General features: G+C 61.2%; 19 protein-coding genes. 18 read left to right on the top strand and 1 reads right to left on the bottom strand.

Going from position 1 to position 21,912, the window contains the following annotated elements; all coding sequences use genetic code 11:
- Window positions 1-119 precede the first annotated feature (119 nt).
- From mnmG to NCR38_RS13265, 16 genes are all read left to right on the top strand, one after another.
- On the top strand, window positions 120-2,084 hold the full coding sequence (gene mnmG / locus NCR38_RS13340; RefSeq protein WP_250477230.1) for a tRNA uridine-5-carboxymethylaminomethyl(34) synthesis enzyme MnmG: 1,965 nt from the start codon (window positions 120-122) through the stop codon (window positions 2,082-2,084).
- Window positions 2,081-2,746, top strand: a complete 666-nt coding sequence (gene rsmG, locus NCR38_RS13335; protein ID WP_250477229.1) for a 16S rRNA (guanine(527)-N(7))-methyltransferase RsmG — start codon at window positions 2,081-2,083, stop codon at window positions 2,744-2,746. The genes mnmG and rsmG overlap by 4 nt, the downstream gene beginning before the upstream one ends.
- A 77-nt stretch (window positions 2,747-2,823) precedes the next feature.
- Window positions 2,824-3,603 carry a ParA family protein gene (locus NCR38_RS13330; RefSeq protein ID WP_061116594.1) on the top strand — a complete coding sequence of 260 codons (780 nt, stop codon included), beginning with the start codon at window positions 2,824-2,826 and terminating at the stop codon, window positions 3,601-3,603.
- A gap of 46 nt (window positions 3,604-3,649) precedes the next feature.
- A complete protein-coding gene (locus NCR38_RS13325) occupies window positions 3,650-4,552 on the top strand; it encodes a ParB/RepB/Spo0J family partition protein (RefSeq protein WP_061116593.1) in 903 nt (300 codons plus the stop codon).
- A gap of 12 nt (window positions 4,553-4,564) precedes the next feature.
- Window positions 4,565-5,701, top strand: coding sequence for an SLC13 family permease (locus tag NCR38_RS13320; RefSeq protein ID WP_250477228.1), 1,137 nt, complete (start codon window positions 4,565-4,567; stop codon window positions 5,699-5,701).
- Between the two features lie 223 nt (window positions 5,702-5,924).
- The gene (locus tag NCR38_RS13315) at window positions 5,925-6,458 is read left to right on the top strand and encodes an ATP synthase subunit I (protein ID WP_061116591.1); all 534 of its coding nucleotides are present in this window, start codon (window positions 5,925-5,927) and stop codon (window positions 6,456-6,458) included.
- Window positions 6,459-6,635: 177 nt separating this feature from the next.
- Window positions 6,636-7,487, top strand: a complete 852-nt coding sequence (gene atpB / locus NCR38_RS13310; protein WP_061116590.1) for a F0F1 ATP synthase subunit A — start codon at window positions 6,636-6,638, stop codon at window positions 7,485-7,487.
- A gap of 89 nt (window positions 7,488-7,576) precedes the next feature.
- Complete coding sequence (atpE, locus tag NCR38_RS13305; protein ID WP_007180033.1) at window positions 7,577-7,846, top strand: F0F1 ATP synthase subunit C; 270 nt, start codon at window positions 7,577-7,579, stop codon at window positions 7,844-7,846.
- A gap of 133 nt (window positions 7,847-7,979) precedes the next feature.
- Window positions 7,980-8,450, top strand: a complete 471-nt coding sequence (locus NCR38_RS13300; protein ID WP_061116589.1) for a F0F1 ATP synthase subunit B — start codon at window positions 7,980-7,982, stop codon at window positions 8,448-8,450.
- Between the two features lie 2 nt (window positions 8,451-8,452).
- Window positions 8,453-8,995: a F0F1 ATP synthase subunit delta gene (locus NCR38_RS13295; protein WP_061116588.1), complete on the top strand. Its 543-nt coding sequence runs from the start codon at window positions 8,453-8,455 to the stop codon at window positions 8,993-8,995.
- 58 nt (window positions 8,996-9,053) lie between these two features.
- On the top strand, window positions 9,054-10,595 hold the full coding sequence (gene atpA, locus NCR38_RS13290) for a F0F1 ATP synthase subunit alpha (RefSeq protein ID WP_061116587.1): 1,542 nt from the start codon (window positions 9,054-9,056) through the stop codon (window positions 10,593-10,595).
- A gap of 64 nt (window positions 10,596-10,659) precedes the next feature.
- Window positions 10,660-11,544 carry a F0F1 ATP synthase subunit gamma gene (atpG, locus tag NCR38_RS13285; RefSeq protein WP_061116586.1) on the top strand — a complete coding sequence of 295 codons (885 nt, stop codon included), beginning with the start codon at window positions 10,660-10,662 and terminating at the stop codon, window positions 11,542-11,544.
- 44 nt (window positions 11,545-11,588) lie between these two features.
- Window positions 11,589-12,983: a F0F1 ATP synthase subunit beta gene (atpD, locus tag NCR38_RS13280; RefSeq protein WP_061116585.1), complete on the top strand. Its 1,395-nt coding sequence runs from the start codon at window positions 11,589-11,591 to the stop codon at window positions 12,981-12,983.
- A 75-nt stretch (window positions 12,984-13,058) separates the two neighbouring features.
- Window positions 13,059-13,484: a F0F1 ATP synthase subunit epsilon gene (locus tag NCR38_RS13275; protein WP_061116584.1), complete on the top strand. Its 426-nt coding sequence runs from the start codon at window positions 13,059-13,061 to the stop codon at window positions 13,482-13,484.
- Window positions 13,485-13,760: 276 nt separating this feature from the next.
- Window positions 13,761-15,491 carry an AMP-binding protein gene (locus NCR38_RS13270; protein WP_250477227.1) on the top strand — a complete coding sequence of 577 codons (1,731 nt, stop codon included), beginning with the start codon at window positions 13,761-13,763 and terminating at the stop codon, window positions 15,489-15,491.
- Between the two features lie 618 nt (window positions 15,492-16,109).
- Window positions 16,110-17,057, top strand: coding sequence for an alpha/beta hydrolase (locus NCR38_RS13265; protein WP_250477226.1), 948 nt, complete (start codon window positions 16,110-16,112; stop codon window positions 17,055-17,057).
- A 3-nt stretch (window positions 17,058-17,060) separates the two neighbouring features.
- On the opposite strand, the gene NCR38_RS13260 is transcribed toward NCR38_RS13265, so the two are convergent.
- Window positions 17,061-17,900 carry a transporter substrate-binding domain-containing protein gene (locus tag NCR38_RS13260; RefSeq protein WP_061116582.1) on the bottom strand — a complete coding sequence of 280 codons (840 nt, stop codon included), beginning with the start codon at window positions 17,898-17,900 and terminating at the stop codon, window positions 17,061-17,063.
- A 179-nt stretch (window positions 17,901-18,079) separates the two neighbouring features.
- Here NCR38_RS13260 and hemE point away from each other — a divergent pair, with 179 nt between their 5' ends.
- Together hemE and NCR38_RS13250 are read left to right on the top strand one after the other, a co-directional pair.
- Entirely contained in the window at window positions 18,080-19,174 is a 1,095-nt protein-coding gene (gene hemE / locus NCR38_RS13255) for a uroporphyrinogen decarboxylase (RefSeq protein ID WP_250477225.1), read from the top strand.
- A 463-nt stretch (window positions 19,175-19,637) separates the two neighbouring features.
- Window positions 19,638-21,884: a primosomal protein N' gene (locus NCR38_RS13250; RefSeq protein ID WP_250477224.1), complete on the top strand. Its 2,247-nt coding sequence runs from the start codon at window positions 19,638-19,640 to the stop codon at window positions 21,882-21,884.
- The last annotated feature ends 28 nt before the right edge of the window (window positions 21,885-21,912 follow it).

Genomic DNA, 21,912 nt, shown 5'->3' with positions numbered 1-21,912 from the left:
CACGTGAAACACGCTTTTTTTTGCCTGTGATCGAACGGTCGATTCGAGGTCAGGAAGAAGTCGTTATAATTCAAAGCTATTCTCTCTTCAGGTTCGTGTCGTTCGTACACGAGATCCCAATGCTTTATCCCACAGAATTTGATGTGATCGTCGTTGGTGGCGGTCACGCGGGCACGGAGGCGGCGCTCGCTTCTGCGCGTATGGGCTGTAAAACGCTTCTTTTGACGCACAACATCGAGACGTTGGGCCAGATGAGCTGCAATCCGTCGATTGGCGGCATCGGCAAGGGTCATCTCGTCAAGGAAGTCGACGCTCTCGGCGGGGCAATGGCTGCGGCTACCGATGAATCGGGCATTCAGTTCCGTATCCTCAACTCGTCGAAGGGACCCGCCGTTCGGGCAACGCGCGCGCAGGCCGATCGTCTTTTGTACAAACAGGCGATCCGCCATCGCCTCGAGAATCAGCCGAATCTGTGGCTCTTCCAGCAAGCCGTCGACGATTTGATGGTCGAAGGCGATCACGTTGTAGGCGCCGTAACGCAAGTCGGACTTCGTTTTCGGTCCCGCGCCGTTGTGTTGACCGCTGGCACTTTCCTGGACGGAAAAATACACGTCGGCCTGAATAATTATGTCGGCGGCCGTGCAGGTGACCCAGCGGCGGTGTCGCTTTCAGCGCGTTTAAAGGAATTAAAGCTGCCTCAAGGCCGCATGAAGACGGGCACACCGCCTCGTATTGATGGCCGCACGATCGACTTTTCGAAGCTCGAAGAGCAGCCGGGCGATCTCGATCCCATTCCGGTGTTCTCGTTCCTTGGCCGCGTAGAGCAGCATCCGCGTCAGATGCCATGCTGGGTCACACATACGAATGCACAGACGCACGACATTATCCGGGGCGGACTAGACCGCTCGCCGATGTATACGGGAGTGATTGAAGGCGTCGGACCGCGTTATTGCCCGTCGATCGAGGACAAGATTCATCGTTTTGCTTCCAAAGACGCGCATCAGATCTTTCTGGAGCCGGAAGGACTGACGACGAATGAGTTCTATCCGAACGGGATCTCCACGAGTCTTCCTTTTGACGTCCAGCTTGAGCTCGTTCGCTCGATGCGCGGGCTCGAACACGCGCATATCTTGCGGCCCGGCTACGCGATCGAATATGACTACTTCGATCCGCGTGCGTTGAAGGCTTCGCTCGAAACAAAGGCGATCAACGGCCTCTTCTTTGCAGGTCAGATCAACGGGACAACCGGGTACGAAGAAGCCGCCGCGCAGGGACTGTTGGCTGGTATCAATGCTGGTCTACAGGTTCAAGGGAAGGAAGCGTGGTCGCCGCGCCGCGATCAGGCGTATCTGGGTGTTCTGGTGGACGATCTCGTGACGCGCGGGGTGTCGGAGCCATATCGGATGTTCACGAGCCGCGCGGAATACCGCCTGTCGCTGCGCGAAGACAACGCAGATATGCGTCTGACGGAGATCGGGCGCGAACTCGGCGTAGTCGACGATGTTCGTTGGGATGCTTTCAGCCGCAAACGCGACGCTGTTTCACGTGAAACACAGCGTCTGCGTTCAACGTGGGTAAATCCTAAGACTTTGCCGGCGGAGGAAGCGACGGCGTTGCTGGGCAAGGCGATCGATCATGAGTACAGCCTTGCCGATCTTCTGCGACGCCCCGGCGTTTCGTACGACGGAATCTGCGCACTTCGTGAGGGCGCCTGCGGTCCCGAAGCATCGCTCTCGGACGATCCGGTTCTGCTCGCACAAATCAAGGAGCAGATCGAGATCGGCGTTAAGTACCAAGGCTACATCGATCGTCAGGCCGACGAGATCGTGCGGAACGGCGCGCAGGAAAACACCCGGTTGCCGGACGGGCTCGACTACAACGAAGTCCGCGGATTGTCCTTCGAAGCCCGTCAGAAGTTGATTCAGCATCGCCCGGAGACGATCGGGCAGGCTTCGCGCATTTCCGGCATCACGCCGGCCGCAATCTCGCTTCTCATGGTGCATCTGAAGCGCGGCGCAGGCCGTCGCGGCCGAAATTCTGCTGGCGACGATGCGGCAACCGGCAACCCGACGGCGGTTCAATGACGGAGCGCCATTTATCCTTGGCGGCGACGCTCGAGAAGGGCGTCACCGAACTCGACATTGCGCTTTCGTCCTCGCAAATTCAGAAATTTCTCGATTATGTTGCGCTGCTCGGCAAATGGAATTCCGTCTACAACCTGACGGCGATCCGCGATCCGCATCAAATGCTCATCCAGCATATTCTGGATTCGCTTGCGATCGTTCCGGCGGTGAACGTGCGCAGGCCGTCGACAGTGCTGGACGTCGGCTCCGGCGGCGGTTTACCCGGCATCGTACTGGCGATCGCGTTGCCTGAATTGCACGTCACGCTCAACGACATCGTTCATAAGAAAACAGCATTTCAGTCGCAGGCGAAAGCGCAGTTGGGTCTGAACAATCTGTCGGTGGTGACCGGTCGCGTCGAAAGTTTACGTCCGGGAGTCGAAGTCCCGGGGAAATTCGATTTAATCGTGTCGCGCGCATTCGCAGAGCTCTCCGATTTCGTTACACTTGCGCGTCATCTGGTTGCGGACAACGGACGGATTCTGGCGATGAAGGGTGTCAGGCCTGAGGCTGAAGCCGCGCGTGTGCCGGCGGGTGCCAAGGTGCTCGGTATCGAGCGCCTCAATGTGCCGATGCTCGACGCGGAACGGCATCTCGTCGAGATTGCCGTCGAGCCAGCTTGAAGGTCCGCTGCACGGTTTCCATCCGGCATTCCAGGCACGCTGATCTTCTGACAGCGAAGAAACGAGGACACTAAACGATGGCAAAAATCTTCTGCGTCGCAAATCAGAAGGGCGGCGTTGGAAAGACCACGACAGCGGTCAATCTCGCGGCGAGCCTTGCGGGCCTCGATCAGCGCGTTCTGCTGATCGACCTCGACCCTCAGGGCAACGCGACCATGGGCAGCGGCATCAACAAGGCCGCGTGCGAGAACACTGTCTATGAAGTGCTCGTCGATGGCGTGACACTGCGCGAGGCACGCACACGCCCGGAGGCGGTCGGATACGACGTGCTGCCGGCCAATCGCGAGCTGGCAGGCGCCGAAGTCGAACTCGTGGACATGGAAAATCGCGAAGGCATTCTTCGGGCGGCGATTGCCGAAGTAGCCGATGACTATGACTTCGTGCTGATCGATTGCCCCCCCGCGCTTTCGCTGCTGACGCTTAACGCCCTATGCGCGGCGCACGGCGTCGTGATTCCGATGCAGTGCGAATATTTTGCGCTCGAAGGATTGTCGGATCTCGTGAACACCATCAAGCAGGTGCACGCGAACCTGAATCGTGACCTGAAGGTAATTGGCCTGCTGCGCGTGATGTTCGATCCCCGAATTACGTTGCAGCAACAAGTGTCGGACCAATTGAAGGAACACTTTGGCAGCAAGCTGTTCGACGTTGTGATCCCGCGCAACGTGCGCCTTGCGGAAGCGCCTAGCTATGGACTGCCCGGCGTCGTGTTCGACAAGTCGTCGCGCGGTGCGCAGGCGTATATCCAGTTCGGCACCGAAATGATCGAGCGTGTGCGCGCGCTCAACGTCAACTGAGCAAACCCCATTCGATGCGGCCGAGAACGCCGACGGAGGAACCGAAATGAGCGCTGTGATGAAGAAAAAAGGTCTAGGCCGCGGCTTGGACGCATTGCTCGGCGGTAGCGTCGACATTACGGAAGCCGTGCGCGGCGAGGGCACGCCCTCGGTGCTGCCGCTCGATAAGCTGCAAGCCGGCAAGTATCAGCCGCGTACACGGATGGACGAGGGCGCGCTCCAGGAACTCGCCGCGAGCATCCGCGCGCAGGGTCTGATGCAGCCGATTCTCGTGCGCTCGGTGAGTGACGATCGTTATGAAATCATTGCGGGCGAGCGGCGCTTCCGTGCCGCGCGCCTTGCCGGCCTCGACGAAGTTCCGGTGCTCGTAAAAAACGTGCCAGATCAAGCAGCCGCTGCGATGGCGTTGATCGAAAACATTCAGCGGGAAGATTTGAACCCGCTGGAAGAGGCGCAGGGCATCCAGCGTCTGCTCGACGAATTCCGCTTTACGCACGAACAAGCGGCCGAGTCGGTCGGGCGCTCGCGCAGCGCGGTATCGAACCTGCTGCGCCTGCTGAATCTCGCAGCGCCCGTGCAGACCATGCTTCTCGCCGGCGACCTGGACATGGGCCACGCGCGTGCGTTGCTCGCCGTCGATGCGGCGACGCAGATCCAGCTCGCCAATCATGTCGTCAATCGCCGCTTGTCGGTACGCGAAACCGAACGCCTGGTAGCGGCGACGACCAAGGAAGCCCCTGCGACAAAAGCACGCGCCGCAAATGACGGCGGACGTGATACGCGCCGTCTGGAAGAAGAGCTGTCGGATCTGCTTTCCGCCAACGTAAAGATCAAGTTGGGCGGAAGAGGGCGCGGCAAGGTCACGATCGATTTCGGCAATCTCGACTCGCTCGAGGGCATCCTGAGCAAATTGCGTGGAAGTATCGAAGCGCCGACTCCGACGACCTGATTCACACGCATCTTGTCCGAATTCAACGTCAAAAGCACACGTTTCGACCTCCTCGCCCGTATCTGGCGAGCCGTCTCGAAGGAGCCGGTTCTCGCGATCCTCGTCTTCGCGCTCGTCGTGTTGCAGATCGGGCATCCGCGGCCGTGGATGTCGCTGCCCGGTCTCGTCGACTGGCAGACGGTACTCACACTCGCCGGCCTCCTGATTCTCACCAAGGCGATCGAATTATCAGGATTCCTGATGTGGGCGGCGCACCGCCTCGTGCACCACATTCATGGCGAGCGGACGCTGGCGCTGCTGCTCGTCGCGCTTGCTGCGGTACTGTCCACCGTCCTGACCAACGACGTCGCGCTTTTCGCCGTCGTGCCGCTCGCCTTATCGCTGCACAGGCTCGCACCACTGCCCATCAAGCGGCTCGTGATCGTGATCGCACTCTCGGTCAACGCGGGTTCGATTCTCACGCCGCTCGGCAATCCCCAGAACCTGTTTCTATGGCAGACGAGCGGCGTCGGCTTCCCCGCGTTCGTGTGGGCGATGCTGCCGCTGTGCGCCGCGTTGATGGCGCTGCTCGGCATCCTCACGTTTGCGATGTTCCGCGCCGAACCGCTCGATCTTTCCGGCGATATCGAAGAGCATCGCGTCGATCGCGTGCTGTGCAGCGTGAGCGTGCTTGCATTTGCCGCGTTCGTGGCGCTCGCGGATGCGCATCATGCCGGGCCCGCGCTTGCCGTGCTTGCGATCCTCTTCGTGCTGTGGCGTCGCGAGGTCGTGTTCAAGATCGACTGGCTGTTGTTGCTCATCTTCGTGTTGATGTTCATCGTGCTGCGCAGCGCGGCCGCAATGCCGTCGATCCACGCAGCCATCGCACACGTCGGCATCGGCACGCCTAAGCGCGCGTATGCGGCCGGCGCCGTTCTCTCGCAAGCGATCAGCAACGTGCCGGCGGCCATCGTGCTCGCGGAGTTCTCCAAGGACTGGCGCGCGCTCGCGTTCGGCGTCAGCGTCGGCGGATTCGGCATCGCGATCGGTTCGCTGGCCAATCTCATCGCCGTGCGATTATCGGGCGAAAAGGGGCTGTGGATGCCATTTCACATGGTGTCGATTCCATTCTGGATCGTGGCAACGGTCATCGGTTGGGCGCTCATTTAACCGTTCATCGGACGATGTGCCATCGACTGAGAATCTCCTTGCAATTGCAAGGAAAGTCTCGTTTTCGAGACCGATTTTTAAGGTTCGTCCGCTTGGCTTTTGACACACCTAAACTATTGAATCCCCGACAACAATCGCTTACAATCGCCCGGATTTATCAGCTAGGCCACCTCGAAAGCGCAGCGAAAGCGCAAGGTGATTTTCCGGACTTTTGGTTGAAGGTTTGAAGACGGTGCGAGAGGAAAATCGAGCGCCGAACGCTCACGCAACCGGCGACGCAAATGCCTCCGGAAATCAGCCGCGCAGATCGTCCGGCGACGCGTGGGATGCCGAAGCGCAAGATAACAATATCGTTCCGCTCACGCGGGATCAGGCACAGAAGCTGTTTGGGCCCGAGGTGAGTCGTCCATCGCGTGTCACGCCGTTTAAGGTCGTGGCAGCGCAAATGGTTTTGTCCCTGGGTGCGACGCTGTTGTGGTGGCTGTTTTACAAGCCGCCGGGCGACGCTGCGCTGTCAGCATTTCTCGGGGGAGCAATTTGCTGGGTGCCGAGCGCTTTGTTCGCCGCGCGCCTGAGAGCAAAAAGCGGCGCGGAGACGATCATGAGCTGGATGATCGGCGAGGCGCTCAAGATGGGCGCGACGATCGCCATGTTCGTGGCGGTCGCGTACTGGTACAAGAGTGCGTTGTGGTTGCCGCTGCTCGTGACGTACATCGTCGCCCTGAAGACTTACTGGGTTGCAATGGCGCTGCGGTGACGATTCTTGACGTCCCAGGTAAGTGCCTTCAGCACGAGTTGCAAGTAGCATCACAGATGAACAGGTGCGGACCATGCTCCGCACTCGGGCCTCTCGACCCGAAGCCGCAACGCGAAGCGGCGGCTCGGAAGCGACAGGTGACGAAAGATTTTTGACAATTTGGGTGGCTTTAACGATATGGCAGCTAGCGAAGGAACGCACGCTCTGGATCCGTCCGAGTACATTGCGCACCACTTGCAGAATCTTTCCACGCACGCACAGGCGTCGATCTTCGACATCCATGTCTGGAATCTCGACACGCTTTTCTGGTCGATCGTGTGCGGTCTCGTGACCATCATCATTCTCGGTCTTGCCGCGCGCAAGGCGACCTCCGGTGTACCCGGCCGGTTCCAGTGCGCGATCGAGATGCTGGTCGAAATGGTCGAAGATCAGTCGAAGTCGATGATTCACGGCAGCCGCCGTTTCATCGCTCCGCTCGCACTGACCGTGTTCGTCTGGGTCGCCCTGATGAACTCGCTCGACTTCATCCCCGTTGATTTGCCGGGCCGCGTCATCGGCTGGCTGGGACTGTCGGAAGCGCTGCCGCATCATCGCATTGTGCCGACGGCTGACCTGAACGGCACCATCGGCATCGCGCTCGGCGTGTTCGTGCTGATGATCTACTACAACTTCAAGATCAAGGGCGCCGGCGGCTTCGTGCATGAACTGCTGTCCGCTCCGTTCGGCGCGCATCCGCTCTTGTGGATTCCGAACCTCGCGCTGAACATCATCGAGTTCGTCGCCAAGACGGTTTCGCTCGGCATGCGGCTTTTCGGCAACATGTACGCCGGCGAACTGCTGTTCCTGCTGATCGCCCTTCTGGGCAGCATGTGGACGTTCGGTGCGGACGCTTCTGTGCTCGGCTTTATCGGCCACGTGGTCGCGGGCACGGTTTGGGCGATCTTCCACATTCTGATCGTGCTGTTGCAGGCGTTCATTTTCATGATGCTGACGCTGGTGTACATCGGCCAGGCGCATGACTCACACTGACGCGTTGCGGCACGTTCCGGAATCGTTCAGGTTTTAGGTTTTCGTTTTTTATAAATCCAGTTCCAAAGTCTTTAATCAAAGGAGTGATCATGCAAGCTTTCATCGCCAACATCCAGGGTCTGACCGCCATCGGTATCGGCATCATCATCGGCCTGGGTGCAATCGGCGCCTGTATCGGTATCGGTCTGATGGGCGGCAAGTACATTGAAGCGTGCGCCCGCCAGCCGGAACTGATGAACCCGCTGCAGACCAAGATGTTCCTGCTGGCTGGTCTGATCGACGCGGCGTTCCTGATCGGCGTTGGTGTGGCAATGCTGTTTGCGTTCGCGAACCCGCTGCTCTCGAAGCTCGCAGGCTGAGGTTCCTCGGAACTGTGCGTCTGACTTTTAAAGACGCCTGAACGGAACGGGTGAGGCGCTGATCGAGCTCAACAAGCCGATGAGCGCCTTTTAACCGTTTCACCTCCGATCAAGCAACGTTTAAGGAAACACCGTGAATCTCAACGCAACCCTGTTTGCGCAAATGGTCGTGTTTCTGATCCTCGCGTGGTTCACGATGAAGTTCGTGTGGCCGCCGTTGATCAACGCCCTCGACGAGCGCTCGAAGAAGATTGCCGACGGCCTCGCCGCCGCCGACAAGGGCAAAGCGGAACTCGAAGCAGCGCACAAGCGCGTCGACCAGGAACTCGCGCAAGCGCGCACCGATGGCCAGCAACGCATTGCCGACGCCGAAAAGCGCGCAGCCGCAGTCGCAGAAGAAATCAAGGCCAACGCTCAAGCCGAAGCCGCGCGCATCGTCGCGCAGGCCAAGGCGGACGCGGACCAGCAAGTCGTGAAGGCGCGTGAAACGCTGCGTGCCGAAGTCGCGGCGCTGGCCGTCAAGGGCGCCGAGCAAATTCTGAAACGCGAAGTCGATCAGAAAGCTCACGCCGATCTGCTGAATCAACTCAAAACCGAGCTCTGATCATGGCCGAACTTGCAACCATCGCTCGTCCTTACGCAGAAGCGCTGTTCCGCGTGGCCGAAACCGGCGATCTCGCGGGCTGGTCCACCTTCGTCGAGGAGCTGGCACAGGTTGCGCGTCTGCCCGAAGTGGAATCGGTCGCTTCGAGCCCGAAGGTGAGCCGACAGCAGATCGTCGATCTCCTGCTCGCCGCAGTGAACTCGCCGCTGGCTCTCGGCAACGCTCAGGCGAAGAATTTCGTCGGCATGCTGGTCGAGAACCATCGTCTGTCGCTGCTGCCGGAAATCGCCGTCCAGTTCGACGAACTGAAGAACGCCCGTGAAGGTGCTGCCGATGCTCACATCGTGAGCGCGTTCCCCCTCGAAGGCGAACAGTTGAACGACCTCGTTGCAAGCCTCGAACGCAAGTTCCAGCGCAAGCTGAAGCCGATCGTCGAAATCGACCAGTCGCTGATCGGCGGCGTTCGCGTGACGGTTGGCGACGAAGTGCTCGATACCTCGGTCCGCGCGCGCCTCGCCAGCATGCAGACGGCTCTGACCGCTTAAGCGATCAACCCGTGTCTCATGGCTGGCACGCAACAGAATTGACTATCAGGAGCGAATAATGCAACTCAATCCCTCTGAGATCAGCGAGCTGATCAAGAGCCGGATCCAGGGCCTTGAAGCGAGCGCGGATGTTCGCAACCAGGGCACCGTGATCTCCGTGACCGACGGTATCGTACGCATCCACGGCCTGTCGGACGTGATGCAGGGCGAAATGCTCGAATTTCCGGGCAACACCTTCGGCCTCGCGCTGAACCTCGAACGTGACTCGGTCGGCGCCGTTATTCTCGGTGAATACGAGCACATCTCGGAAGGCGATATCGTCAAGACGACGGGCCGCATTCTCGAAGTGCCGGTGGGTCCGGAACTCATCGGCCGCGTGGTCGACGCGCTCGGCAACCCGATCGACGGCAAGGGCCCGATCAACGCGAAGGCAACGGACGCAATCGAAAAGATCGCTCCGGGCGTAATCTGGCGTAAGTCGGTGTCGCAGCCGGTGCAAACGGGTCTGAAGTCGATCGACTCGATGGTGCCGATCGGCCGTGGCCAGCGCGAGCTGATCATCGGCGACCGTCAGTGCGGCAAGACCGCGGTGGCTGTCGACGCGATCATCAACCAGAAGGGCAAGGACCTCATCTGTATCTACGTCGCGATCGGCCAGAAGGCTTCGTCGATCATGAACGTGGTGCGCAAGCTCGAAGAAACCGGCGCGATGGCGTACACCATCGTCGTTGCGGCTTCGGCTTCGGAATCGGCCGCGATGCAATACCTCGCGCCGTACGCCGGCTGCACGATGGGCGAATACTTCCGCGATCGCGGCCAGGACGCGCTGATCGTTTACGACGACTTGACCAAGCAAGCGTGGGCATATCGCCAGATCTCGCTGCTGCTGCGTCGTCCGCCGGGCCGCGAAGCCTATCCGGGTGATGTGTTCTATCTGCACTCGCGTCTGCTCGAGCGCGCTGCGCGCGTCTCGGAAGAGTACGTCGAGAAGTTCACCAACGGCGAAGTCAAGGGCAAGAGCGGCTCGCTGACGGCATTGCCCGTCATCGAAACGCAAGCCGGCGACGTGACCGCGTTCGTTCCGACGAACGTGATCTCGATTACCGACGGTCAGATCTTCCTCGAAACCGACCTGTTCAACGCCGGTATCCGCCCCGCAATCAACGCGGGCGTGTCGGTGTCGCGCGTCGGTGGTGCGGCTCAGACCAAGGTCATCAAGAAGCTGTCGGGCGGTATCCGTACCGACCTCGCGCAGTATCGTGAACTGGCTGCGTTCGCGCAGTTCGCATCGGATCTCGACGAAGCCACCCGCAAGCAGCTCGAGCGCGGCCGCCGCGTGACGGAACTGTTGAAGCAGCCGCAGTATCAGCCGCTGCAGGTGTGGGAACTGGCTGTCGCGCTGTTCGCAGCCAACAACGGCTATCTGGACGATCTCGAAGTCTCGCAAGTTCTGCCGTTCGAAAAGGGCATGCGCGAATTCCTGAAGACCAGCCACGGCGATCTGATTAAGCGCATCGAAGACAATAAAGACTTGTCGAAGGACGACGAAGGCGCACTGCATGCCGCGCTGAAGGACTTCAAGAAGTCGGGCGCTTATTGATCGGGACTGAGGAGCAACGCGCGATGTCTTCGAACATCGCGCGGCTTCGATCAAGGAGTAAGCAATGGCTGGAATGAAGGAAATTCGCGGCAAGATCAAGAGCGTGCAAAACACGCGCAAGATCACGAAAGCGATGGAAATGGTCGCCGCATCCAAGATGCGCCGCGCCCAGGAGCGTATGCGTTCCGCCCGTCCGTATGCCGACAAGGTCCGCGCGATCGCATCGCACATGAGCAAGGCGAACCCGGAGTATCGCCATCCGTTCATGGTCGAGAACAAGGGCGCGAAGACGGCCGGCCTGATCCTCGTCACGACTGACAAGGGTCTGTGCGGCGGCATGAACACGAACATCCTGCGTGCGTCGCTGAACAAGATCAAGGAACTCGATCAGGGCGGTGTCAAGATCGAAGCTTCGGCGATCGGCGGCAAGGGTCTCGGGTTCCTGAATCGCCTGAAGGCCAATGTCGTGTCGCAAGTCACGCAACTGGGCGATACGCCGCATCTGGAAAAGCTGATCGGCGCGGTCAAGGTGCAGCTCGACCTGTATTCGGAAGGCAAGATCAACGCGGTGTACCTGGCGTACACGCGCTTCATCAACACGATGAAGCAGGAAGCGGTGATCGAGCAACTGCTGCCGTTGTCCGTGGATGATCTCGACGCGAAGGGCGAAGACGGCGACACGCCGAAGACCTCGTGGGACTACATCTACGAGCCGGACGCGCAAACCGTGGTGGACGAGTTGCTCGTGCGCTACGTCGAGGCGCTCGTGTATCAGGCGGTCGCGGAAAACATGGCGTCGGAGCAGTCGGCACGCATGGTCGCGATGAAAGCCGCGTCGGACAACGCGAAGACCGTGATCAACGAACTGCAGCTCGTCTACAACAAGAGCCGCCAGGCCGCGATTACGAAAGAATTGTCGGAAATCGTCGGCGGCGCCGCAGCGGTCTGATTTTGCTGACCGCTTGAAAGAACACAGTATCTAAAGGAAATGCGATGAGTACTACTGCTTTGGTAGAAGGCAAGATCGTACAGTGCATCGGCGCCGTTATCGACGTGGAATTCCCGCGTGCGCAAATGCCGAAGATCTACGACGCGCTCATTCTGGAAGGCACCGAACTGACGCTCGAAGTCCAGCAGCAACTGGGCGACGGCGTGGTGCGCACCATCTGTCTGGGTGCATCCGACGGTCTGCGCCGCGGCACGACGGTCAAGAACACGGGCAAGCCCATCAGCGTGCCGGTCGGCAAGCCGACTCTCGGCCGCATCATGGACGTGCTCGGCCGTCCGATCGACGAAGCGGGTCCGATCGACTCGACCACGCTGCGCTCGATTCACCAGCATGCACCGGCGTTCGACGAGCTGTCGCCGTCGACCGAACTGCTCGAAACCGGCATCAAGGTTATCGACCTGATCTGCCCGTTCGCAAAGGGCGGCAAGGTCGGTCTGTTCGGCGGTGCAGGCGTGGGCAAGACCGTGAACATGATGGAACTCATCAACAACATCGCGAAGGAGCACGGCGGTTACTCCGTGTTCGCGGGTGTGGGTGAGCGTACCCGTGAAGGGAACGACTTCTATCACGAAATGAAGGACTCGAACGTTCTCGACAAGGTCGCGCTGGTGTACGGCCAGATGAACGAGCCGCCGGGCAACCGTCTGCGCGTTGCGCTGACCGGTCTGACGATGGCCGAGCACTTCCGTGACGAAGGCCTCGACGTTCTCTTCTTCGTCGACAACATCTATCGTTTCACGCTGGCGGGTACGGAAGTGTCCGCTCTGCTCGGCCGTATGCCTTCGGCAGTGGGCTATCAGCCGACGCTCGCTGAAGAAATGGGCAAGCTGCAAGAGCGCATCACGTCCACCAAGACCGGCTCGATCACGTCGGTTCAGGCCGTGTACGTTCCTGCCGATGACTTGACCGACCCGTCGCCGGCTACGACCTTCGGCCACCTGGACGCAACGGTCGTGTTGTCGCGTGACATCGCATCGCTCGGTATTTATCCGGCAGTTGACCCGCTCGATTCGACCTCGCGTCAGATCGACCCGAACGTGATCGGCGAAGAGCACTATTCGATCACGCGCGGTGTGCAGCAAACGCTGCAGCGCTACAAGGAACTGCGCGACATCATCGCGATTCTGGGCATGGACGAACTGTCGCCGGAAGACAAGCTGTCGGTCGCGCGCGCGCGTAAGATTCAGCGCTTCCTGTCGCAGCCGTTCCACGTTGCAGAAGTGTTCACGGGCTCGCCGGGCAAGTACGTGCCGCTGAAGGAAACCATCCGCGGCTTCAAGATGATCGTCGAAGGTGAATGCGATCATCTGCCGGAGCAGGCGTTCTACATGGTCGGCACGATCGACGAAGCCTTCGAAAAGGCCAAGAAGATCCAGTAAAGGTCGGGTGTATCGATGCGGACGTCGGCCGGCAAGCCGACGTTCACCCATACACTGCCTCAGGAGTCGACATAAATGGCAACCATCAAGGTAGACGTCGTCAGCGCGGAAGAGCAGATCTTCTCGGGCCAGGCGAAGTTCGTCGCGCTGCCGGGCGAAGCGGGTGAGTTGGGCATTCTGCCCGGCCACACGCCGCTCATCACGCGCATTCGTCCGGGCGCGGTGCGCATCGAGGCGGAAGACGGCTCGGAAGAGTTCGTGTTCGTTGCAGGCGGGATTCTCGAAATCCAGCCGGGCCTCGTGACCGTACTCGCCGATACGGCGATCCGCGGCGCCGATCTCGACGAAGCGAAGGCCGAGCAGGCGAGGAAGCGTGCCGAGGAAGCGATTCAGAACAACACCTCGGAACTTGAATATGCGACCGCGCAAGCGGAACTCGCATATGCGACGGCTCAGCTCGCGGCGATCCAGCGTCTGCGCAAGGCGCACGCGAAGCATTAAGCGTGACGCGCCAAGCGGCGTTCAGCAGTTCAAGGAAAGCAGCCTTCGGGCTGCTTTTTTTATGCTCCAAATCGGCAAATCGCGCAGGCATAAGTGCATATCGGTTATGTGTCCTGCCGCAGGTTCTTCATAACTCGTTGATTCGGCTGAGCTTTGATTGACCTTCTCAGTGCGGCGTTGCGGGGAAACACTCAATGCCCGCGCGCGTCTTTGCGATGCACAATAGCCTCCAATTAGCCTTCATCGGGCGGCGACTCAAATTGGCGGAGACCATCGATGGCAACTGAACCGACGCAGGCCGGCGCGCAGATCGAACCGCGCGACGGCATTTCTTATGTTCACGGCGCGACCGACATTCCCCTGAGCGACGCGACCGTCGCGCGCTTTCTCCTCGAAACCGCGGGCCGCTTTCCTGATCGGCTTGCGGTGGTCTTTCGCGAGCAAAACATCCGCTGGACGTGGCGCGAGTTCGCAAACGAGGTCGATGTCCTTGCGAGCGGGCTGCTCGCGCTGGGCATTCAGGCGGGCGATCGCGTTGGCATCTGGTCGCCGAATCGCGTCGAATGGCTGCTCACGCAATTCGCCACCGCGCGCATGGGCGCGGTGCTGGTCAACATCAATCCGGCGTACCGACTGGCCGAGCTCGAATACGCGCTGCACAAGGTCGGCTGCAAGGCGATCATCGCGGCGGAACAGTTCAAGTCATCGAAATATCTGGAGATGCTGCAGGCGCTCGCGCCCGAACTCGCGGACGCTGCGCCGAATGCGCTCGACGCCGCAAAGCTGCCGGCACTGCGTGCTGTTATCCGCATGGGCGACAACAAAACGCCCGGCATGCTCAACTTCGACGATGTGATGCGTACGGGCCGCGACCAACTCGACACGTCGAAGCTCGACGCGCTCGAAGCGAAGCTGGGTCCGGACGACGCGATCAACATCCAGTTCACGAGCGGCACGACCGGCAACCCGAAGGGCGCGACGCTCACGCATCGGAACATCGTCAACAACGCGCGCTATATCGCGATGGCGATGCGGCTTACCGAGCAGGATTCGCTGTGTATCCCGGTGCCGCTCTATCACTGCTTCGGCATGGTACTGGCGGTGCTCGCGTGCGTGTCGACCGGCTGCACGATGGTCTTCCCAGGCGAGGCGTTCGATCCCGGCGCCACCCTCACCGCCGTCCACGAGGAAAAATGCACCGCGCTGCACGGTGTACCGACGATGTTCATCGCCGAACTCGATCACCCTGACTTCACGAAGTACGACCTGAGCCGCCTGCGCACCGGCATCATGGCAGGCTCGCCGTGCCCGATCGAAACGATGAAGCGGGTCGTTTCGAAGATGCATTTGAGCGAGATCACGATCGCCTATGGCATGACCGAGACGAGCCCGGTGTCGTTCCAGAGCTCCACGACTGATCCGCTCGACAAACGCACGACGACCGTCGGACGCATCCAGCCGCATCTCGAGGTGAAGATCGTCGATGCGCTGGGCAACATCGTGCCCGTGGGCGAGACTGGCGAGCTCTGCACGCGCGGTTACTCGGTGATGAAAGGCTACTGGGACGACGATGCCAAGACGCGCGAGGCAATCGTCGACGGCTGGATGCATACTGGCGACCTCGCGACGCTCGACGAAGAAGGCTACTGCAACATCGTCGGCCGTCTCAAGGACATGCTGATTCGCGGCGGCGAGAATATCTATCCGCGCGAGATCGAGGAATTCCTGTTCCGCCATCCGAAGGTCCAATCGGTGCAGGTGTTCGGCGTGCCGGATCAGAAGTACGGCGAGGAAGTGTGCGCGTGGATCGTGGTGCGCCCCGGCGAGCAGGCAAGCGAGGAGGAGATCCGCGACTTCTGCAAGGGGCAGATTGCGCATTACAAGATTCCGCGCTATATCCGCTTCGTCGACGAATTGCCGATGACTGTCACGGGCAAAGCGCAGAAGTTCGTGATGCGCGCACGGATGATCGACGAACTGAAGCTCGCTGAGGCCAAAACGGCCTGAAGCGCGCCGCAATCGAAATCACCACAACGACGAAGGGAGCGCCGCAGCGCTCCCTTCTGTCATTGGATCAAACGTTCGAGCTCTGAGGTTCTCGAAGAACGCAAACGTTTGTCCGGGCGAAAAAAAAGCGGGCCTGGAGCCCGCTAAAAACCACACGCTACGGGGTTAGCGCGAGGAGACCACACTTGGGATTATTTCGAATGGATTACATTCGAATAACGATCCCAACACCGATGCCCCAATTTGAGAGCTGGCCCACAGCCACCTATCAGACCGCCCGGCTTTCGCACAGCGCAGCCCAATACATCCGTGTTGAAACCGTTTGAACAGATTGTGGGCGAATTGATTAGGCGTCGCCGTAACAAAGTGTTTCAGGTTGTAACCCCCGTCGGATAAGGCGCGCAGGAAATTTTCGCGCGCGATTCTCCTGATTTTCAAGGATATATTGTCTGTTATTCGGATCGTTTATCCGATCGGCCCGATCTTGCCGATAAATGCCGATTTTAGGACCAGCGCAATATTTTGCGTTTTCCGCGAAAATCGAACGTGCGGCCGCATGAAATCGATGCGCATGCGCCCGTAAACCATCATCGAACAAGAGATCCCATGGAGACGCGCATGACGATCGACGCAGCCTTGCTCCGCTACTACCGCGCTGTGGACGAGGCATTTCCGCCTTTGACGCCCGGTGCGGACGCGCAGGCGGTACGAGACCGCTTCAGCAATATTGCCAAAGCTTACGCCCGAGAACGCGACAACGACGTGACTGCGGAAGATATCGAAATCGCTCTCGAAGGGCGCCTGCTCGTCGCGCGGGTCTACAAGCCGAAGGCCGTGCGCGGTCCGCTGCCGCTCATCGTGTACTTTCACGGCGGCGGCTGGGTGGTCGGCGACCTCGACACCCACGATGGGCTCGTCGCACGGCTCGCGCTGGATTCGCAATGCGCAGTGGCGAGCGTCGACTACCGGCTCGCGCCGGAGCACCCGTTTCCCGCGCCGTGCGAGGACGCGCTCGACGCGCTGATCTGGCTGGCGGAGCATCGCTCTCGGCTCGGTTTCGCGACCGACCGGCTGGCCGTCGGCGGTGACAGTGCAGGTGCGCATCTGGCGGTCGTCGCGGCGCGCGGCGCGAACGAACGCGTGGCCGGCCTCGTCGGCCTGCAGTTGCTGCTCTATCCAGTGATGCGGCGTCAGTTCGAAAGTCCCAGTTGCATTGCCAATGCGAACGGTCCCGGCCTCACGAACGATGAAATGAAGTGGTACTGGACTCAATTTCTCTCGGGCGAGGCGCCAGAAGAGCACGACGTGCGCGCGTTCCCGCTCTCCGAGCCGTTCGAGCGCACGCCAGCGCCCGCGCTGATTGTCGCGGCGGCCTACGATCCGCTCTACGACGACGCCTTTGAACTCAAGCGCTTCCTGGAAGCCAACGGAGGCCGCGTCGAGATGATCGACGCGCGCGACATGACGCACGGATTCGCGCGCATGCATGCCCAGTCGGAAGCGGCGCTCGGCTGGCTGGGCAAGATCGGCGCACGCACGGGCGAACTCGTGCGCGCCGAGCGTTGAGCGTTACTTCAACCATTTGTCATACACGGCCTGAAACTCGCCCGACGAACGGGCGAGATGCAGCCACTGATCGACATATTGCTGAAATGGCACGTCGCCGCGCGGCAGCAGATACGCCTTTTCGCCGAACTGGAACGGCTTGTCCGGATGCACCGAGCACAGACCGGGATTGAGCTTCTGCTGGAGCAGCGTTTCAGATGCGTCCGTGACCATCACGTCGGCTTTGCCTTCGAGGATCTGCTTGAAGATCGTCACGTTGTCCGGGTACTCGATCAACTGCGAGTGGGGAAAGAACTGCTTCGCGAAGCGCTCGTTCGTGCCGCCCGGATTGACGATCGTGCGCACGTTCGGCTGATCGATCTGCGCGACGGTCTGGTACTTGTCGACATCGTCGCAACGGACAATCGGCGTTTTTCCGTCTTCCATGTACGGCGCCGTGAAGAACGCGCGCTTCTGCCGCTCGAGCGTGGTCGAGACGCCCCCTACGGCGATATCGCACTTGGCGACGAAATCGTTCATCAGATTCGACCAGGACGTTTTCACGTACTCGGCCTTCGCGCCGAGCGACTTCGAGAGGCTCTCCGCCAGATCGATGTCGATCCCCTCGAATTGCCCGTCCGGGCGCAGGAAAGAGTACGGCTTGTAGTCGCCCGTCGTGCAGACGCGCAGCGTGTGACGCGCCAGGATTTCGTCGAGCCGGGAGGCCGCCGTGACGGGGGCGGGCGCGGCGGGCTTCGCGCCCGCCACGGTGCCGGCCTGAATGGTTTGAGCGTGCGCGACGCTCGTGAGCGCGACCGACAGTGCGAGTGCAGAGGCGGCAAGACTGACAGACGTGCGTTGCATCGATTCTCCTGGTTCTAGTTGTATGGTCCGTCGATGATACCGATGCCTTCGGTCTCCGGACACTCGTCCGAAAGGCATAGGCCGCGCTGCATGAGACATTCCGAATCGCCGGTCTCAGTCGGAGAACGCCTGGCCGGTCCGGTAGAATGAACGATTCTTTGCCTTCAGCATCGAGCGACGTGGCACACACTCTTCTGAACGACACCTTCCTGCGCGCGCTCCTGCGCCAGCCGACCGACTACACGCCGATCTGGCTGATGCGCCAGGCGGGGCGTTATCTGCCGGAGTACAACGCGACGCGCGCCCGCGCGGGCAGTTTTCTCGGCCTCGCGAAGAATCCCGATTACGCGACCGAAGTGACGCTTCAGCCGCTCGAACGCTTTCCGCTCGACGCCGCAATTCTCTTCTCCGACATTCTCACCGTCCCCGACGCGATGGGCCTCGGCCTGGACTTCGTGCAGGGCGAAGGTCCGCGTTTCGAGCGCACGGTGCGCACCGAGGACGACGTGAAGCGCCTCGCCGTGCCGGACATCGGCGGGACGCTGTCCTACGTCACCGATGCCGTGAGCCAGATCCGCCGCGCGCTCACCGATGCGCAAGGCCGCCAAAAGGTGCCGCTGATCGGCTTCTCCGGCAGCCCGTGGACGCTCGCTTGCTACATGGTCGAAGGTGGCGGATCGGACGATCATCGCACGGTCAAATCGATGGCTTATGCGCGTCCAGACTTGATGCACCGCATCCTCGATGTGAACGCACAAGCCGTGACGGCGTACCTGAACGCGCAGATCGAAGCGGGCGCGCAGGCCGTGATGATCTTCGACACCTGGGGCGGTGCGCTCGCGGATGGCGCGTATCAGCGCTTCTCGCTCGACTACATCGCGAAGGTGGTCGCCGGTCTGAAGCGCGAGCAAGAAGGCGTGCGCGTGCCCGTCATCACGTTCACGAAGGGCGGTGGATTGTGGATCGAAGAAATCGCCGCGACGGGTGTCGATGCCGTCGGGCTCGACTGGACCATGAATCTCGGCAAGGCGCGGGAAAAAGTCGGAACGCGCGTGGCGCTGCAAGGGAACATCGATCCGAACGTGCTCTTCGCGCCGCCTGCGGCCATCCGCACCGAAGCGCGTGCCGTGCTCGAGAGCTTCGGAAACTTTCCGGGCCACGTTTTCAATTTGGGCCACGGAATCTCGCAATTCACGCCGCCGGAGAACGTCGCGGAGCTCGTCGACGAGGTGCATCGTCACAGCCGCGCGATGCGCACGCGACAGACACCGTAATAAAAGGGCGTAGCAAAACCGGCGCCGCGACTTATGCTGCGGCGCAGCGTCCATGTGTCGGGGTAAGTAATCAGGGGCTGGAGCATCTCGCTCGGATCGCCCACCTCGGGCGGCGTTCCCCGATGTCAAGACTGACTTATGCACATTTTGTTCGCTGCGGCGCGCCATCAGACGTATGGCCCCCGGCAGCCAATAACATGTCTCTATGTATGCTTTAAGCTCATGATTTTTAAGGAATTCGGAGAGCTTTGCCCGAAATGTGGGCTAACGCACATAAGGCTTTCGTGACATTGTTTGCGGCGCCATCGAATGCACTTCTCAACAAAGTTATCCACAGGCCTGTGGAAAGCATCGGAAATCCAAAAATAATCGACGGTTTACAGGCGATTCTGATGTTTCACTTTAACTTCTCCCCGCTGGCGCACGTTGCAGTGTCAAACCGCCGTAGGCGGGGTCGCGCACGGTGACTGGCCTGTTCCTGCGCGTCGCGGTCGATCAGCCTATGCCCGGGCTGTTCGACTACCGCTATGCGCTGCCGGATGCGCCTGTCGTCGGCATGCTGGTGCAGGTGCCATTCGGGCGACGCGAGGTCGTCGGGCTGATCTGCGAAATCGCCGATTCGAGTGACGTGCCTGTCGTGAAACTGCGCGCGGTTACCGCAATCTGTGACGGTTGCGCGCCGCTTTCCGACGCGTGGATCGCGCTCGCCAGCTTCGCCGCCGATTACTATCAGCGCGGTCTGGGCGAAGTCGCGCTGCCGGCGCTGCCTCAGGCGTTGCGGGATGCCTCGCGCTGGAACCGACTTTTCGCCGCGGAGCCGCGCTATCGGCTTTTGCCGGAGGGGCGCGCGCAACTTCCCGACGCGCTGCCCGCGCGCGCCAGCGCCCTGCGCCGTCTGGCCGATGCGCTCGCCGAACAGCCATCGCTGGGCCTGTCCGACGCCCGCGCGCTGCATCCGAAAGCAAGCGTGACTTTCGACGATTGGCTCGCGCGCGGCTGGATCGAGACGGCGACGGCGCAGACCGATGACACCGTCGACGATGCGCAAGCGCTCCCGACCGGCGCCGCGCCGCTGCCGGTTCTGACCGACGAGCAACGCGATGCCGTCGATGCGATCTCCGGCGCACGAAGCTTCGCGCCCTTCTTGCTCCACGGCGTGACGGGCAGCGGCAAGACCGAGGTCTACCTGCACGCGCTCGCCGTATTACTCGCGGCGCGGCCGGACGCGCAAGCGCTCGTCCTCGTCCCGGAAATCAACCTGACGCCGCAGTTCGAAGCCGCGTTCCGCGCGCGGTTCGCGGCGCTCGCGGACGGTTCGATCGTCACGATGCACAGCGGCCTTGCAGAAGGCGAGCGTGCGCGCAACTGGCTGGCGGCGCACACGGGCAGCGCGCGCATCGTGCTCGGCACGCGCCTCGCGATTCTCGCGTCGATGCCGAAGCTCGCGTTCATCGTCGTCGACGAAGAGCACGATCCCGCTTACAAGCAGCAGGAAGGCTTGCGCTACTCGGCGCGCGATCTGGCGATCTATCGCGCGAAGCAGCTCGACATCCCCGTCGTGCTCGGCTCGGCGACGCCGTCGCTCGAAACCTGGTGGCAGGCCGAGCAGGGCCGCTACACACGGCTCACGCTCACGCGCCGGGCCGTCGCCGAAGCGGCATTACCGGCCGTGAAGCTCATCGACCTCGAAGAGGAAAGACGGCGCGGCCGCGCATCGGTCGACGGACTGGCGGGCCCGCTCATTGCCGCCCTGAAAACGCGCGTCGAGCGCGGCGAACAGAGTCTCGTGTTTCTGAATCGACGCGGCTATGCGCCGATTCTGTCGTGCGACGCCTGCGGATGGGTTGCGGGCTGTCCGCGCTGCAGCGCCTACGCTGTGCTGCACAAGCCGGAGCGCGCGCTGCGCTGCCATCACTGCGGTTGGGAATCGCGCATTCCGAAGTCGTGTCCGGACTGCGGCAACATCGACATCGCGCCGATGGGCCGCGGCACGCAGCGCGTCGAGGAAACGCTCGCGAGCGTGGTGCCGGGCGCGCGCGTGCTTCGCATCGACGCCGACAGCACGCGCCGCAAAGGCAGTGCGCAAGCGCTTTTCTCCGACGTTCATGCAGGCGAGGTCGATATTCTCGTCGGCACGCAGATGATCGCGAAGGGCCACGACTTCCGGCGCGTGACGCTCGTCGGCGTGCTCAACGCCGACACCGCGCTCTTCTCGCACGACTTTCGCGCGAGCGAGCGGCTCTTCGCTCAACTGACGCAGGTGAGCGGCCGGGCGGGTCGGGCGGGCTTGCCGGGCGAAGTGATGATTCAGACGCGCTATCCGCGTCACGCGCTCTATCAGGCGCTATCGCGGCAGGATTACGTGGGTTTCGCCAACTCGACGCTGGCCGAGCGGCGCGACGCGCGACTGCCGCCGTTCGTCTATCAGGCGATGTTGCGTGCCGAAGGCCGCACGCTCGAAGCGGCGCTCAAGTTTCTGGAGGACGCGGCGGCGGCGTTCGCGCCTTTGCCCGGCGCCGATCGCGTGACCGTCTACGATGCGGTGCCGCTCACCATCGTGAAAGTGTTCAATGTCCACCGCGCGCAACTGCTGCTGGAAAGTGCGTCACGGCCCGCCCTGCAAACGTCGTTGCGCGCGTGGCAACCGGCGCTGCGCTCGCTCAAGGGCGTACTGCGCTGGAACGTCGAGGTCGACCCGCTGGACGTTTGATCCGCGGCTCGACCGGCTTTTCAGACTT

Origin of the sequence: Caballeronia sp. INML1 (assembly GCF_023631085.1) — a bacterium.
Taxonomy (GTDB): domain Bacteria; phylum Pseudomonadota; class Gammaproteobacteria; order Burkholderiales; family Burkholderiaceae; genus Caballeronia; species Caballeronia turbans.
This window is presented reverse-complemented; position numbering and strand designations above follow the sequence as displayed.

What these genes read in the sequence shown, in the direction of transcription:
- mnmG (WP_250477230.1), top strand. Translation starts at nt 120, where the DNA reads ATGCTTTATCCCACAGAATTTGATGTGATCGTCGTTGGTGGCGGTCAC.
- rsmG (WP_250477229.1), top strand. Translation starts at nt 2,081, where the DNA reads ATGACGGAGCGCCATTTATCCTTGGCGGCGACGCTCGAGAAGGGCGTC.
- NCR38_RS13330 (WP_061116594.1), top strand. Translation starts at nt 2,824, where the DNA reads ATGGCAAAAATCTTCTGCGTCGCAAATCAGAAGGGCGGCGTTGGAAAG.
- NCR38_RS13325 (WP_061116593.1), top strand. Translation starts at nt 3,650, where the DNA reads ATGAGCGCTGTGATGAAGAAAAAAGGTCTAGGCCGCGGCTTGGACGCA.
- atpB (WP_061116590.1), top strand. Translation starts at nt 6,636, where the DNA reads ATGGCAGCTAGCGAAGGAACGCACGCTCTGGATCCGTCCGAGTACATT.
- atpE (WP_007180033.1), top strand. Translation starts at nt 7,577, where the DNA reads ATGCAAGCTTTCATCGCCAACATCCAGGGTCTGACCGCCATCGGTATC.
- NCR38_RS13295 (WP_061116588.1), top strand. Translation starts at nt 8,453, where the DNA reads ATGGCCGAACTTGCAACCATCGCTCGTCCTTACGCAGAAGCGCTGTTC.
- atpA (WP_061116587.1), top strand. Translation starts at nt 9,054, where the DNA reads ATGCAACTCAATCCCTCTGAGATCAGCGAGCTGATCAAGAGCCGGATC.
- atpG (WP_061116586.1), top strand. Translation starts at nt 10,660, where the DNA reads ATGGCTGGAATGAAGGAAATTCGCGGCAAGATCAAGAGCGTGCAAAAC.
- atpD (WP_061116585.1), top strand. Translation starts at nt 11,589, where the DNA reads ATGAGTACTACTGCTTTGGTAGAAGGCAAGATCGTACAGTGCATCGGC.
- NCR38_RS13275 (WP_061116584.1), top strand. Translation starts at nt 13,059, where the DNA reads ATGGCAACCATCAAGGTAGACGTCGTCAGCGCGGAAGAGCAGATCTTC.
- NCR38_RS13270 (WP_250477227.1), top strand. Translation starts at nt 13,761, where the DNA reads ATGGCAACTGAACCGACGCAGGCCGGCGCGCAGATCGAACCGCGCGAC.
- NCR38_RS13265 (WP_250477226.1), top strand. Translation starts at nt 16,110, where the DNA reads ATGACGATCGACGCAGCCTTGCTCCGCTACTACCGCGCTGTGGACGAG.
- NCR38_RS13260 (WP_061116582.1), bottom strand. Translation starts at nt 17,900, where the DNA reads ATGCAACGCACGTCTGTCAGTCTTGCCGCCTCTGCACTCGCACTGTCG.